This window comes from Geobacillus sp. Manikaran-105 (genome assembly GCF_002809955.1).
Lineage (GTDB): Bacteria > Bacillota > Bacilli > Bacillales > Anoxybacillaceae > Geobacillus > Geobacillus thermophilus.
Genome location: NZ_PIJG01000036.1, coordinates 1 through 14,555 on the forward strand (window position 1 = coordinate 1; position 14,555 = coordinate 14,555).

General features: G+C 53.7%; 10 protein-coding genes, 7 tRNA genes and 1 rRNA gene. 16 read left to right on the forward strand and 2 right to left on the reverse strand.

Annotation, left to right across the window (positions count from 1 at the left end; genetic code table 11):
• From rrf to CV945_RS11555, 8 genes are all read left to right on the forward strand, one after another.
• Positions 1-96 (forward strand): 5S ribosomal RNA (gene rrf, locus CV945_RS11520); the annotation flags it as partial.
• Positions 97-105: 9 nt separating this feature from the next.
• Positions 106-180, forward strand: a tRNA-Val gene (locus tag CV945_RS11525).
• A gap of 4 nt (positions 181-184) precedes the next feature.
• Positions 185-256, forward strand: a tRNA-Ala gene (locus tag CV945_RS11530).
• A gap of 6 nt (positions 257-262) precedes the next feature.
• Positions 263-345 (forward strand) — tRNA-Leu (locus tag CV945_RS11535).
• A gap of 17 nt (positions 346-362) precedes the next feature.
• Positions 363-455, forward strand: a tRNA-Ser gene (locus CV945_RS11540).
• Between the two features lie 157 nt (positions 456-612).
• Positions 613-685 (forward strand) — tRNA-Thr (locus CV945_RS11545).
• A 10-nt stretch (positions 686-695) separates the two neighbouring features.
• A tRNA-Tyr gene (locus tag CV945_RS11550) sits at positions 696-777 on the forward strand.
• 18 nt (positions 778-795) lie between these two features.
• Positions 796-869: transfer RNA gene (locus tag CV945_RS11555), tRNA-Ile, on the forward strand.
• Positions 870-1,008: 139 nt separating this feature from the next.
• On the opposite strand, the gene CV945_RS11560 is transcribed toward CV945_RS11555, so the two are convergent.
• Positions 1,009-1,857, reverse strand: coding sequence for an MBL fold metallo-hydrolase (locus CV945_RS11560; RefSeq protein WP_100659809.1), 849 nt, complete (start codon positions 1,855-1,857; stop codon positions 1,009-1,011).
• Positions 1,858-2,037: 180 nt separating this feature from the next.
• Between CV945_RS11560 and CV945_RS11565 the strand changes: the two genes are divergently transcribed.
• The 5 genes from CV945_RS11565 to parC all read left to right on the forward strand — a co-directional run bounded on the left by CV945_RS11565 (position 2,038) and on the right by parC (position 9,216).
• Complete coding sequence (locus CV945_RS11565; protein WP_100659810.1) at positions 2,038-2,337, forward strand: phasin family protein; 300 nt, start codon at positions 2,038-2,040, stop codon at positions 2,335-2,337.
• A 45-nt stretch (positions 2,338-2,382) separates the two neighbouring features.
• Positions 2,383-4,059 (forward strand): ABC1 kinase family protein, encoded by a 1,677-nt coding sequence (locus CV945_RS11570; protein ID WP_100659811.1) that lies wholly within the window; start codon positions 2,383-2,385, stop codon positions 4,057-4,059.
• Between the two features lie 118 nt (positions 4,060-4,177).
• Positions 4,178-4,597 (forward strand): CoA-binding protein, encoded by a 420-nt coding sequence (locus CV945_RS11575; protein ID WP_033010909.1) that lies wholly within the window; start codon positions 4,178-4,180, stop codon positions 4,595-4,597.
• Positions 4,598-4,772: 175 nt separating this feature from the next.
• Complete coding sequence (gene parE, locus CV945_RS11580) at positions 4,773-6,710, forward strand: DNA topoisomerase IV subunit B (protein WP_061580965.1); 1,938 nt, start codon at positions 4,773-4,775, stop codon at positions 6,708-6,710.
• Positions 6,711-6,771: 61 nt separating this feature from the next.
• Positions 6,772-9,216, forward strand: coding sequence for a DNA topoisomerase IV subunit A (parC, locus tag CV945_RS11585; protein ID WP_100659812.1), 2,445 nt, complete (start codon positions 6,772-6,774; stop codon positions 9,214-9,216).
• A gap of 200 nt (positions 9,217-9,416) precedes the next feature.
• Here parC and CV945_RS11590 read toward each other — a convergent pair whose 3' ends face one another.
• Positions 9,417-10,136: a MerR family transcriptional regulator gene (locus CV945_RS11590; RefSeq protein WP_033010912.1), complete on the reverse strand. Its 720-nt coding sequence runs from the start codon at positions 10,134-10,136 to the stop codon at positions 9,417-9,419.
• Between the two features lie 284 nt (positions 10,137-10,420).
• Here CV945_RS11590 and treP point away from each other — a divergent pair, with 284 nt between their 5' ends.
• From treP to treR, 3 genes are all read left to right on the forward strand, one after another.
• Positions 10,421-11,836: a PTS system trehalose-specific EIIBC component gene (treP, locus tag CV945_RS11595; protein ID WP_100659821.1), complete on the forward strand. Its 1,416-nt coding sequence runs from the start codon at positions 10,421-10,423 to the stop codon at positions 11,834-11,836.
• A gap of 163 nt (positions 11,837-11,999) precedes the next feature.
• A complete protein-coding gene (treC, locus tag CV945_RS11600; protein WP_100659813.1) occupies positions 12,000-13,691 on the forward strand; it encodes an alpha,alpha-phosphotrehalase in 1,692 nt (563 codons plus the stop codon).
• Between the two features lie 22 nt (positions 13,692-13,713).
• On the forward strand, positions 13,714-14,427 hold the full coding sequence (treR, locus tag CV945_RS11605; RefSeq protein WP_047818401.1) for a trehalose operon repressor: 714 nt from the start codon (positions 13,714-13,716) through the stop codon (positions 14,425-14,427).
• Positions 14,428-14,555: the final 128 nt, after the last annotated feature.

A 14,555-nucleotide genomic window follows, 5' to 3' on the forward strand; every position in this document is an offset into this window, starting at 1 on the left:
GAAACACCCGTTCCCATCCCGAACACGGAAGTTAAGCCCTCCAGCGCCGATGGTAGTTGGGGCCAGCGCCCCTGCAAGAGTAGGTCGCTGCTAGGCAAAGAACGTGGAGTATTAGCTCAGCGGGAGAGCACCACGTTGACAGCGTGGGGGTCACTGGTTCGATCCCAGTATACTCCACCATCATGGGGCGTTAGTTCAGGGGGAGAACGCTTCGCTGGCAGCGAAGAGGTCAGGGGTTCAAATCCCCTACGCTCCATTGTATGCGGTCGTGGCGGAATGGCAGACGCGCTAGGTTGAGGGCCTAGTGGGGGCAACCCCGTGGAGGTTCAAGTCCTCTCGACCGCATCGCTCCAAACAGCTATGGAGGAGTACCCAAGTCTGGCTGAAGGGGTCGGTTTCGAAAACCGATAGGGGTGTCACAGCCCGCGGGGGTTCGAATCCCTCCTCCTCCGCCATAAATGCCATAAATATTGACTTAGCTCAATTGGTAGAGACGAGCACCTGCTTCGTCGAGTCGGCTTCGAGTTGTCCCGACGCATCCAGCGTCTTCGAATTGGCTGGGAGAGGAAGGGACACAACAGAAGCCAAGGAGTCACGGTCTACTTCTATCATGCCGACTTAGCTCAATTGGTAGAGCAACTGAATCGTAATCAGTAGGTTGCGGGTTCGAGTCCTGCAGTCGGCATCACGATTACGGAGGGGTAGCGAAGTGGCTAAACGCGGCGGACTGTAAATCCGCTCCCTTTGGGTTCGGCGGTTCGAATCCGTCCCCCTCCATTTTTATTTCTTATAAGCGGGCCTATAGCTCAGCTGGTTAGAGCGCACGCCTGATAAGCGTGAGGTCGGTGGTTCAAGTCCACTTAGGCCCATTTTTTTATGACAATGAGGCTGACCCAAAACGCGAATGCGTTTTGGGTCAGCTTTTTTTCTTAGCAACGGCCTGCTGCTGATCATTTCAAACTGGGAAGTCTTTCGTTTCCAATCGTAAGTGCGGGTGGAATCGTTCCGTTAATGGACGTACTTTCCATAATCTGGGACAGCGATGCGGTCAAAATCACGAGCGAGCTTCGTCAGCCCATCACGCAATTCCTCTCCTGCTACTGGGGCGCCGTGTCCCGTGACAGCGACCGATGGGAAGAGTGCGGCCAATTTGCGCACCGACTCGCGGGCGGCGCGCCAATCGATGGTATAATAGCGCGGCGGGCCGCTGATTTCGATTTGCTGGGTCAACACTTTATACAGTGAATCTTGGCGGACGGTGACGAACGCGTCGCCGGCGATTAAAGCGGCGTCGCGCGGCCGAAATAACGAAATGTGGCCTGGCGTGTGCCCCGGTGTGTGGATCCAGCGGAACTCCGGCAAGTGCGGAACGGTGCCGTCCTCTGGCAGCGGATGAACGCGATCGCCCAGTTGAATCGGTTCATTTGGGAAAAACGGTGATATTTTGGCGATGAAGCCGCCCTCGACGGAAGCGTCAGGTTCAGGATAGCTCGCCTTTCCAGTCAAATACGGCAGTTCAGCCGGATGGGCATACACCGGGACATTCCAATGCTTGACAAGCTCAACAATCGCTCCAACGTGGTCAAAATGGCCGTGGGTTAAAACAATGGCTTGCGGGCGGCTGCCGCTGCCAAAGCGGTCTTCCACGACTGAAACAATGTCATCGGCTGATCCCGGCATGCCAGCGTCGACTAATACAAACGCGCGGTCGTCCGGGCGGCCGACAAGACAAATGTTCACGATTTGGATCGTATGGCAGTACAAATCGGGCAGCACGCTGACTCCGAGGCCGCTCGCTGCTGACGTCGCAGGTATGAAACGATAGTCTTCTCCGTAGTGCAGTTGTTCCTCTGCCATGGGAACTCCCTCCTTGCACGAATGGATAGCCCATCGATAGGATTCCTTATCGAGAAGCGGGATATGCAACGCTAGGTTCGAACGGAAAACACCTTCCGCATTTTCCTCTTTGGCCGCTTGCTCGACATGCCCCGCCAAATAATGGTACTATAAAGGAAAGGAGGAAAGGAGGAAAACAGAATGAGCATTTTGAAAAAAGGATTGGCGTTCGGGCTTGGGCTTGCGATCGCCAGCAAAGAACAAGTGGAAAAAATCATTGACGAGTTAGTCAAAAAAGGGGAATTGTCGCTTGACGAATCGAAGGAAGTGATCGATCAATGGAAGCAGCAAACCGAAGCGCGGAAAACGGAAGTGCAGCGGCTTGTACGCGAGCAAATCAAGCAGGTGATCGATAAACTCGACTTGGCGACGAAAGAAGACGTGCGGCAGCTCGAGGAGCGAATCCGCCGTCTTGAAGAAAAGGAACAAAGCGGAGAGTAACGGGCTTTTTTGACTGCTGTTTGACGCTCTAAGGGAGATGATCGGATGATCGGGAAACGGGTGCGCCATATCGGAAGGTACCACGAAATCGCCGCCGCCTTGCTTCGACACGGGTTTGGGATGATCGTCGATGAGCTCGGCTTTTCGTCGTTTCTTTCGTTGCCGCCGCGATGGAGAGCGGAGCAAGGGAAAAAGGAAGGAAAAACGGTTGGGGAGCGGCTCCGCCTTGTGCTCGAGGAGCTCGGCCCGACGTTCGTGAAGCTCGGGCAAATTGCTAGCACACGGCCGGATTTGATTCCCGCTCCGATCATCAGTGAGCTCGAAAAGCTGCAAGACCAAGTTCCGCCGTTTCCGTTTGCCGATGTCCGCCGGATTGTCGAAGCGGAGTTTGGAAGTTCGCTGGAAACACTCTTTCGTTCATTTGAGGAAATGCCGCTCGCTGCCGCTTCGCTTGGACAAGTGCACCGGGCGGTTCTTCCTTCCGGACAGGCCGTGGCGGTGAAAGTGCAGCGCCCGCACATCGCTGCGCGGGTGGAGACGGATCTGGAAATTTTGCAAGATTTGGCCGTGCTGGCGGAACGCCGTCTCGATTGGGCGGCAACCTACCAATTGTCTGAGATTGTCGATGAACTGGCGCGTTCATTACGGCAGGAGCTGGATTATACAGTCGAGGCGCGCCATGCGGAACGGTTTGCACGGCAGTTTGCCGGCGATTCGTCGGTGTATGTCCCGAAGGTGTTTTGGGATTATACGACGAAAACAGTGCTCACGATGGAATATGTCGAAGGGATCAAACTCGGGGAGATCGAGCGGTTGAAAGCGAACGGCCACTCCTTAAAAACGATCGCCGAGCGTTTGGCTGAAGCAACCTTTCAACAAATGTTTGAGCATGGATTTTTTCATGGCGACCCTCATCCTGGCAATGTATTTGTTCTTGACGATGGAACGCTTTCCTTCATTGACTTTGGCTTGATGGGCCGCCTTCGACCTCATGTCAAACATCATCTTTCTTCACTCATCATCGCCTTAATGCGGCAAAACACGGATGGGGTGTTGGGTGCGATTTACGGTTTAGGAATTGTTCCTGACGGAGTCGATGAAGGAAAATTGCGCGATGATATTGACGAGTTGCGGGAGAAATACTACCGCGTCCCGCTCGGTGAGATCAGTCTTGGGGAAGCCGTCGAGGATTTGCTTTCGGTGGCATTTCGCCATGGCATTCGCATCCCAAGCGATTTGACGCTGTTAGGGAAAGCGCTGTTGACGGTCGAAGGGGTCGTGGAGACGCTTGACCCGCAGTTTCGCATCATGGATGTGGCCGAACCGTTTGGGAGAAAGCTGATGAAAGAGCGTCTTCGGCCTGACCGTGTAGCGGAAACGGCGTGGAAACGGATTTTCGACTACGGTGAATGGCTGCTTCGCTTGCCGGACAGCGTAAAGGAATGGACGAAAATGATGCGGCATGGCAAGCTTCGATTGGAAATCACGGCGCCTGATTTGGAAACGCTGCTAAAGAAGCTCGATCAGATTACGAACCGGCTGTCGTTTAGCATCGTTCTTCTTTCGTGGAGCATCGTCATGGCTGGCATGATGATCGCTTCATCGTTCGGACGGCAGTCGATGCTGCTATGGAAAATTCCTGCTGTTGAAATCGGATTAGGTGTGTCCGCTTTTCTTTTTGGTTGGCTGCTTTACTCGATTTTTCGTTCGGGAAAGTTTTAGCGTTTGTTGCACAATGTTAAAAAGGGCTAAACCATTTTCTGTCTCATAGAAGGATTTTTCTTTCTCGATCGCGAAACAAGTACTGCAAAACCAAAGAGGGAAGGAAGGAGAGAACCCGATGCCCATTGTCAACCCAAGCCGGGAAGAAATCGGCGACATTTTGCGCAAGGCGAAGCGGATTGCCGTTGTCGGCTTGTCCAACAATCCCGAGCGCGAGTCGTATATGGTGGCGAAGGCGATGAAAGACGCCGGATACGAAATCATTCCGGTTAATCCGATGATCGAGGAATGGGAAGGCATTCCAGCGGTCGACAAACTGACGGATATCGAAGGACATGTCGATATCGTCGATGTGTTTCGCCGTTCCGAACATTTGCCGGAGCTCGCCCGCGAGTTTGTGCAAATCGATGCGGACGTATTTTGGGCGCAGCTTGGCGTCGTCAATGAAGAAGCATACGCGTTTTTAAAGGAAAAAGGCTATACGGTGATTATGGATCGCTGCATTAAAGTAGAACATGCGCTTACAAAACGCCCGTAACAGGCGAAGCGCGCCATTGACGAAACGGCCATCTTCTCTAAGATGGTCCTTTCGTTTTTCAGGCGCCGTTGTCCGATTTTGTCAAGCGGTGTCAAAAGACAATGGACAGCTGGTCATTTTATGATACAATAAAACAGAAACAGATGTTCTTGTTTTGGCAGAAAGGGGTGGGCTTGTGGCAAAGCAAGCGATACATGACTATAACGAAGATGCCATTCAAGTGTTAGAAGGGCTTGAGGCGGTGAGGAAGCGTCCGGGGATGTACATCGGCAGCACCGACAGCCGCGGGTTGCATCATCTTGTTTATGAAATCGTCGACAACTCGGTCGATGAAGCGTTGGCCGGATATGGAAATTACATTTTGGTGCAAATACATAAAGACAACAGCATCACCGTCCTTGATGAAGGGCGCGGCATGCCGGTTGGGATGCATAAGCTTGGCAAGCCGACGCCGGAAGTCATTTTGACCGTGCTTCATGCCGGCGGCAAATTCGGCCAAGGCGGCTATAAAACGAGCGGCGGCCTGCACGGAGTCGGGGCTTCGGTTGTCAACGCTTTGTCGGAATGGCTGGTCGTCACGATTCATCGCGACGGCTTCATGTACCGGCAGCGGTTTGAGCATGGAGGCAAACCGGTGACGACGCTAGAGAAAATCGGCACAACGAACAAAACCGGAACCATCATTCAATTTAAGCCGGACCCAACGATTTTCAGCACGACGGTCTTCGATTATGAAACATTGAGTGAACGGCTACGCGAATCGGCGTTTTTGCTGAAAGGGTTGAAAATCGAACTCGTTGACGAACGGACCGGCATGCGCGAGGTGTTCCACTACGAAAACGGAATTGAAGCGTTTGTCGCCTATTTGAATGAGGAGAAAGATGTGCTCCACCCGGTTGTGTATTTTGCTGGCGAGCAAAACGGCATTGAAGTCGAGTTTGCGTTCCAGTTTCATGACGGTTATTCGGAAAACGTGCTGTCGTTTGTCAACAACGTGCGCACAAAAGACGGCGGGACGCATGAAGCCGGGGCGAAAACGGCGATGACGCGCGTCTTTAACGAATACGCCCGCCGCGTCGGCTTGCTTAAGGAAAAGGATAAAAATTTAGAAGGAACGGATATTCGCGAAGGATTGTCCGCGGTCGTTTCGGTGCGCATCCCAGAGCACTTGCTTCAGTTTGAAGGGCAGACGAAAGGAAAGCTCGGAACGAGCGAAGCGCGTTCGGCCGTCGATGCGGTGGTGTCCGAGCAGCTCATGTACTTTCTGCAAGAAAACCCGGACGTAAGCGCGATGCTCATTAAGAAAGCGATTCGGGCCTATCAGGCGCGTGAAGCGGCCCGCAAAGCGCGCGAAGAGGCGAGAAGCGGCAAAAAGCGGAAAGGGAAAGAGGCGCTGTTAAGCGGCAAGCTGACGCCGGCGCAAGGGCGCAATCCGCAAAAAAACGAGCTGTATTTGGTCGAAGGCGATTCGGCGGGCGGTTCGGCGAAACAAGGGCGCGACCGCCGCTTCCAGGCGGTCCTTCCGCTGCGCGGGAAAGTCATCAACACGGAAAAGGCGAAGCTTGGCGATATTTTGAAAAACGAGGAAATCAATACGATCATCCACGCCATCGGCGGCGGCGTCGGCGCTGATTTTTCGCTCGATGATGTCAACTACGACAAAGTGATCATTATGACCGACGCCGACACGGACGGCGCCCATATTCAAGTGCTGCTTTTGACGTTTTTTTACCGCTACATGCGTCCGCTCATTGAAGCGGGAAAAGTGTACATCGCCTTGCCGCCGCTTTATAAAATCAGCAAAAAAAGCGGCAAAAAGGAAGTCATCGAATACGCATGGACAGATGAGCAATTGCGGGAAATCACGAAACGAATGGGCCGCGGCTATACGATTCAGCGCTACAAAGGGCTTGGCGAAATGAACGCCGATCAATTGTGGGAAACGACGATGAATCCGGAAACGCGCACGTTGATCCGCGTGCGCATTGAAGATGCGGCTCGCGCCGAGCGGCGGGTGACGACACTGATGGGCGATAAAGTCGAGCCGCGCCGCAAATGGATTGAAACGCATGTTGCCTTTGGGCTTGAGGAAGAGCCAGGGTGGATCGGCTGATGGCGGTGCGAAAAGACGCCGCCATGATTGCGCCGATGTCTTGTAGGAAAGGAGAGGTATGATGGCAGAGCGATTGTTGGAATTGCCGTTAGAAGACGTGCTTGGCGACCGCTTCGGCCGCTACAGCAAATACATCATCCAAGACCGGGCGCTGCCCGATGCGCGCGACGGGCTGAAGCCCGTGCAGCGCCGCATTTTGTATGCGATGTACATCGATGGCAACACGGCCGATAAACCGTTTCGTAAGGCGGCGAAAACGGTTGGGAACGTGATCGGCAATTTTCATCCGCATGGCGACTCGTCAGTGTACGAGGCGATGGTGCGGATGAGCCAAGAGTGGAAGCTGCGCAACGTGCTGATTGAAATGCATGGCAACAACGGCAGCCTCGACGGCGACCCGCCGGCGGCGATGCGCTACACGGAAGCGCGCTTGTCGGCGATCGCCGCTGAGTTATTGCGCGACATTGACAAGCAAACGGTCGCGTTTGTGCCGAACTTTGACGATACGACGGAGGAGCCGACCGTCTTGCCGGCGATGTTTCCGAACTTGTTGGTGAATGGCTCGACCGGGATTTCGGCCGGCTATGCGACCGACATTCCGCCGCATGCGCTCGGCGAGGTGATCGATGCTGTCCTGATGCGGATTGACCGGCCGGATTGCACGGTTGACGAGCTGATGACCGTCCTTCCCGGCCCTGATTTTCCGACCGGCGGCATCATCCAGGGGAAAGACGGCATCCGCAAGGCGTATGAGACCGGCCGCGGGAAAATCATCATCCGCGCCAAAGCCGCCATCGAGCAGGCGAGAGGCGGGAAAAAGCAGATTGTCATCACGGAGTTGCCGTATGAAGTGAACAAGGCGAATTTGGTGAAAAAAATTGACGAGCTTCGTTTGGACAAAAAGCTCGACGGCATTGCTGACGTCCGCGATGAAACGGACCGGAACGGGCTGTCGATCGTCATCGAGCTGAAAAAAGACGCCGATGCCGAGGCGATCCTTAACTATTTATACAAAAACACCGATTTGCAAGTGCCATACAGCTTCAACATGGTGGCGATCCATGAACGCCGGCCGAAGCTGATGAGCTTGCCGGAGCTGTTGGATGCCTACATCGCCCACCGGAAGGACGTCGTCACGAACCGTTCGCATTTTGAGCTCAAAAAAGCGAACGAGCGGAAGCATATTGTCGACGGGTTGATCAAAGCGCTCTCGATTTTGGATGAGGTGATCGCGACGATTCGGGCGTCGAGTGACAAGCGCGATGCGAAAGATCGGCTGATGGCGGGCTACGGGTTCACCGAGGCGCAAGCGGAAGCGATCGTGACGCTTCAGCTTTACCGGCTGACAAACACCGATATCGCCGCGCTTCGGCAGGAAGCGGAAGAGCTCGACAAAACGATCGCCGAGCTGAGCGCGGTGTTGGCCGATGAGAACAAGCTGTTGTCGGTCATTAAAAAAGAATTGAAGGCCATGAAAAAGCAATATGCTGACGAGCGGCGGACGGCGATTGAAGAGGAGATCGAAGAGCTGAAAGTGAACGTTGAAGCGCTCATTCCGGCTGAAGATGTGATCGTGACCGTGACAAAGGAAGGATACGTGAAACGAACGAGCTACCGTTCGTACAGCGCATCGAACGGTCAGGACATCGGCATGAAGGAGACCGACCGTCTGCTCGCCCAGCTCGAGATGAATACGACCGATGTGCTCTTGCTGTTCACCCGCCGCGGCTATTATTTGTATTGCCCGGTTCATACGCTGCCGGACATCCGCTGGAAAGAGGTCGGCCAGCATATTTCAAGCTTGATTCCGCTGGAACGCGACGATGAGCTCATCGCCGCTGTCCCTGTTTCCTCGTTTGAGACGGACGAACAGCTCGTCTTCGTCACGAGGCAAGGGATGGTGAAACGGACCGAGCTTTCCCAATACCAAGTGCAGCGCTACACGCGCCCGCTTGTTGCGGTCCATGTGAAAGACGATGATGAGGTCGCCGCCGTCTATGCGACGGACGGCCGCGGCCTCCTTTGGCTGGCGACGCATGATGGCTATGCACTTTTGTTTGCCGAAGAAGAAATCAGCCTGGTCGGCGTGCGCGCTGCCGGGGTGAAAGGGATTCAACTAAAAGAAGGAGACTTTGTCGCCGCCGCCTGCCCGCTTCGCCCTGAAGACCGCGGTTTTCTCGTTGTCGCGACGCAGCGCGGGGCGGTGAAAAAAATGGCGCTAGGCGAGTTTGAGCCATCCTCGCGCGCCAAGCGGGGTGTGCGAATCGTGCGCGAAGTGAAATCAAACCCGCACTGCGTGGCCGGAGCGGTTTTGGTCGGCGAGAGCGAGGGGACGGTCGGGCTGCGGACGGAAAAAGGGGCGACGGAGATGGTGGAGACTGCGTCGCTTCGCTTGTCGGACCGCTACGCCACCGGCTCGTTTGTCATCGATACGGATGAAGCGGGAGCAGTGGTGGACGTCTGGAAAGAACCGGCGAAGGGGATTGGCAAAGGAGAAGAAGGATGAGGGCGGACTGTTCGGATGTGCCTGCCGGTCGGCGCGCGTTGTTTGAGGGCGGAAAACCGCGGGCGAAAGCCCCGCGCTTTCAAACCAACGCTTGTTTGCCGCCAAGCCCATGTTGGAGATTGATCAACAAAATAGGGAACGAAAAAGGGCGCTCCTTTTCATGGAGCCCCTTTTTCGATTGCGGCCTTTCCATTCGGGAATTACCAAAACTTCCACCATTTGTTCGTCCGGGAGCGGCCGGCGTTGGTGTTGGCTGCTGTTTGCCGAAAGGAAAGCACCAGTTCCCGGAAAGCTTTTTCCCGCTCGATAATGCGCTGTTCGAGCTGTTTTCGCTCCTGTTCTTGCCTCGCTTTTTCTTCGTGGCAAAAGGCGACGACCGTTTCCAAATGTTCGTGCAGCTGCTCGGTTTTTTGCTGCCACGCTTCTTGGTAGTCTTGAAGGGAGCGGCGCACGGTTTCCGCCGCAGCGCTCGTCTGCTCGCCGAGGTGGTCGAGCTGCCCTTTGACCTCCCTCATCGCCTGTTGGATGGTGTCGGCTGCCTCGCGCTTGACGGCGTCGACGAGCTCGTCTTTTACGCGGGCGACGAGCTGTTCTGCTATGTACGGGGCCCCATGGCGCAACAAACGGGGCACGTCAATAATTTCCCCTTCCATCACATCGGGTTCCACCGGAGCAGGTGGATCGGCGGGCCGCCCGTTCATCTGGGTGATGAGATCCGCGATTTCGCGCGGATGGCGGCCTTCCTCGAGCAACATACGGATTTGACGAAATCGATGGATCAGCTCGTCGGTATAAATGCGCGCCCCTTGGCTGGTGCGGGGAACGGTGATCCATTGAGCGAATTGCTTTTCCCACTGTTTCAAGTCGCGGGCGGTCGTCCCGATTTTTTTCGCTGCTTCGCGGAGTGTGTATGTTTTCATGGTTATCGTCCATCCTTTCTTGATTACATTCATGATTGCTATGTTTTATTTTCCCGCTCGGCCGTTTATTTTCCTGCTGTTTGACAAAACATAACAAAAGAAGTGAAAGTTAGAAAACAAATATACAATTCTTGTCGAAATTGCTCGTTTTTGATCCAAAAACCGTTGACGAACTTGTATATACAGGATAGAATAAAGTCAGGTTGTATATACAAGTTTTTTGTAACCGATTGCTGAAAGCGATTCAACACAATCGGGGGTTGAAAGAAAGGGAGGAATTTCGTATGGGGGCTTATACAAAGGAAGCTGCGCAAATTGTTGAAGCCATCGGCGGCAAGGAGAACATCGTTGCCGCCACGCATTGTGTGACCCGGCTTCGGTTTGCGCTTAAGGACGAAGGAAAAGTCGATAAAGAGGCGCTCGAGCGCATCGATGTCGTCAAAGGTTCGTTTTCGGCCAATGGCCAGTTCCAAGTTGTCATCGGCCAAGGACTTGTCGACAAGGTGTACAACGACCTTGTCGAGCTGACGGGCATCGGCCGGGCGACAAAGCAGGAAATTAAGGATGCGGCCGAAGCGAAGCTCAATCCGCTGCAGCGCGCCATTAAGACGCTGGCTGACATTTTCATCCCGATTTTGCCGGCGATCGTCACGGCCGGTTTGTTAATGGGGATTAACAACGTCTTGACAGGCCCAGGCATTTTTTACGAAGGGAAATCGTTTGTCGAGGTGCACAAAGAATGGGCCGATTTGGCGAACATGATCAACTTGATCGCCAATACGGCATTCGTCTTTCTGCCGGGCTTGATCGGTTGGTCGGCGGTGACGAAATTCGGCGGCAGCCCGCTCTTGGGGATTGTCCTTGGCTTGATGCTCGTCCACCCGGATTTGCTCAACGCTTGGGGCTGGGGAGCGGCGAAAGAAAAAGGAGAGATTCCGGTTTGGAACTTGTTCGGCTTTGAAGTGCAAAAAGTCGGCTACCAAGGGCAAGTGCTGCCGGTGTTGGTGGCTTCCTACGTGCTGGCGAAGCTTGAGCTGTTTTTGCGCAAGCGCATTCCGGATGCGTTTCAGCTGTTGCTTGTCGCGCCGCTTGCGCTGCTTGTGACAGGATTTTTGGCGTTCATTGCCATCGGGCCAGTCACGTTTGCGATCGGAAACGCGATTACGAATTTGTTTGTCGCGATTTTTGACAACGTTCCAGCCATTGGCGGCTTGTTGTACGGAGCGCTCTATGCGCCGCTTGTCGTCACTGGGATGCACCATACGTTCTTGCCGGTTGACTTGCAGCTGATCGCCAGCACAGGCGGCACGTTCCTATGGCCGATTTTGGTCATGTCGAACATCGCCCAGGGCTCTGCGGCATTAGCGATGATGTTCGTCGCCAAAGACGAAAAGCTGCGCGGATTGTCGTTTACGTCGGCTGTTTCCGCGTATTTAGGCATCACGGAACCGGCGATGTTCGGGGTCAACTTGCGCTTTCGTTTCCCGTTTATCGCAGCGATGACCGGAGCGGCGATCGCCGGCATGTTTATTACGCTCAATAAAGTCATCGCTCCGTCAATCGGTGTCGGCGGCCTGCCGGGTTTCTTGTCGATCGTACCGCAAAAGTGGACGCCGTTCTTTATCGGAATGGCGATTGCCATTGCCGTGCCGTTCGTGCTCACCTTTCTGTTCGGCAAAGTGCGCAAAGCTGCCCATTGACCGATCGATTTACTGAGACAAAAAAACAATGTGCTAAATCATCAATCAGACATATACCATTGGAAGCCAACGCCAATGGTATGTTTTTCATCCTCCATCTTTTTCTATCTTTTTCGCGCCGCGATTGACGGATTGTGTAAGCGAATGGACGAGGTGAATCAACATGTCGACAACTCCATGGTGGAAAAAAGCAGTGGTGTATCAAATTTATCCGAAAAGCTTCCGGGATACGAACGGAGATGGCATCGGCGATTTACCCGGAATCATCGAAAAGCTCGATTATTTGAAAGAACTTGGCGTTGACGTGATTTGGCTGACGCCGATTTATGCGTCGCCGCAGCGCGACAACGGCTATGACATCAGCGATTATTTCGCCATCCATCATGCATACGGGACGATGGCTGACTTTGACCGCCTGCTCGATGAGGTGCATGCGCGCGGGATGAAGCTCGTCATGGATATGGTCGTCAACCACACGTCAACCGAACATGAATGGTTCAAACAGGCGAGCGCATCGAAAACGAACCCGTACCGCCAGTTTTACATTTGGCGCGACCCGAAGCCGGACGGCAGCGCCCCGAACAACTGGCAGTCGAAATTCGGCGGTTCGGCGTGGGAGTATGATGAACAAACCGGACAATATTATTTGCATTTGTTCGATGTGACGCAAGCCGATTTGAATTGGGAAAACGAAGAGCTACGCCGCCGTATTTATGACATGATGCATTTTTGGCTGAAAAAAGGCGTGGATGGCTTCCGGTTGGATGTCATCAATTTGCTGTCCAAAGACCAGCGCTTTCCGGACGATGACGGATCGATTCCGCCGGGGGATGGGCGCCGCTTTTATACGGACGGGCCGCGCATCCACGAATTTTTGCAAGAAATGAACCGCGAAGTATTCTCGAAATACGATGTGATGACCGTCGGGGAAATGTCGTCGACGACGATCGACCACTGCATCCGTTACACAAACCCGGAAAACCGGGAGCTCAATATGACGTTTAACTTCCATCACTTGAAAGTCGATTATCCGAATGGGGAAAAATGGGCCGTCGCTCCGTTTGATTTTCTCGCGTTAAAACGCATTTTGTCGGAGTGGCAAGTGCGAATGCACGAAGGCGGGGGATGGAATGCGCTCTTTTGGTGCAACCATGATCAACCGCGCATCGTCTCGCGCTACGGCGATGACGGGACGTATTGGAAAGAGTCGGCGAAAATGCTAGCGACGGCCATCCATCTGATGCAAGGGACGCCATACATTTACCAAGGCGAAGAAATCGGCATGACGGATCCGAAATTCACCGATATCCGCGATTACCGCGACGTCGAGTCGCTCAATATGTACCGGATTTTGCTTGAACAAGGCAAAAGTGAGCAAGAGGTGTTGGACATTTTGCAGCGGAAGTCGCGCGACAATTCGCGCACACCGATGCAATGGGATGACAGCGCTCATGCCGGCTTCACATCTGGTACGCCGTGGATTCGCGTCGCGGACAATTACCGGCGCATTAATGTGAAACAGGCGCTTGCCGATCCCGATTCAATTTTTTACCATTATAAGCGGTTAATTTCACTGCGCAAGCAATACGACATCATCACAACTGGGCGCTACGAACTGCTTTTGGAGGACGATCCGCACATTTTCGCTTACATGCGCCATGGGGAGAAGGAGAAGCTGCTTGTCGTCAACAACTTTTATCCGGTCAAAACGACGTTCGTGCTGCCAAAAGAAGCGGAAATGGACGGTTGGAAGGGAGAGCGGCTGCTGTCCAACTATCCGGATTCACCGGACGATTTTCGCCGCATCGACCTGCGTCCGTACGAATCAGTCGTTTATCTTTTGCTCCGTCCGTGATACAATACAGACGGTGATGATCATGCATGAAAACAAATATTTAGCCATTTATCATGATCTCGTTTCCCGCATCCGCCGCGGGGAGTGGCGGGCGTACGACAAACTGCCGTCGGAAAACGAACTCGCCGTCCGCTACGGGACATCGCGCGAGACGATTCGCAAAGCGCTCAATTTGTTGTCTGAACACGGCTATATCCAAAAGATGAAAGGCAAAGGGTCGATCGTCCTTGATGTTGGCAAGTACGATTTCCCGGTGTCGGGGCTCGTCAGCTTTAAAGAGCTGGCGCAGACGATGAAGCAACCGGTGCGGACGATCGTCCATGAGTTGGCCCTCATAAAGCCGGACAGCGAGCTTAAGCAGCAGTTGCGCGCCTCAAGCAAAGACGACGTCTGGAAAGTGGTGCGCGTCCGCGAAATCGGCGGGGAGCGGATCATTTTAGATAAAGATTTTTTCTTAAAAAAGTACGTTCCATCCTTGACGAAAGACATTTGCGAGGATTCGATTTACGAGTATTTGGAAACCAAGTTGCATTTGCCGATCAGCTTTGCGAAAAAGGAAATGTCGGTCGACGAAGCAACGGAAGAAGATCGTCGTTGTTTGGATTTGCATGGCGATGACCGCGTCGTTGTCGTGAGAAACTATGTGTATTTAAGCGACGCGACGTTGTTTCAATACACTGAATCGCGGCATCGGCTCGATAAGTTCCGGTTTGTCGACTTTGCCCGCCGGAAATGACGGCGGCGGCTTGGGCCACGAATCGAATCGCATGGCGCTGCGCCTTTGGGCCGCGGCGTTTTTTTATGGCGTCCGATGGTCATTTAATAAACAAAACTATGTTCTAAATAATCAACAAAATCATAAAC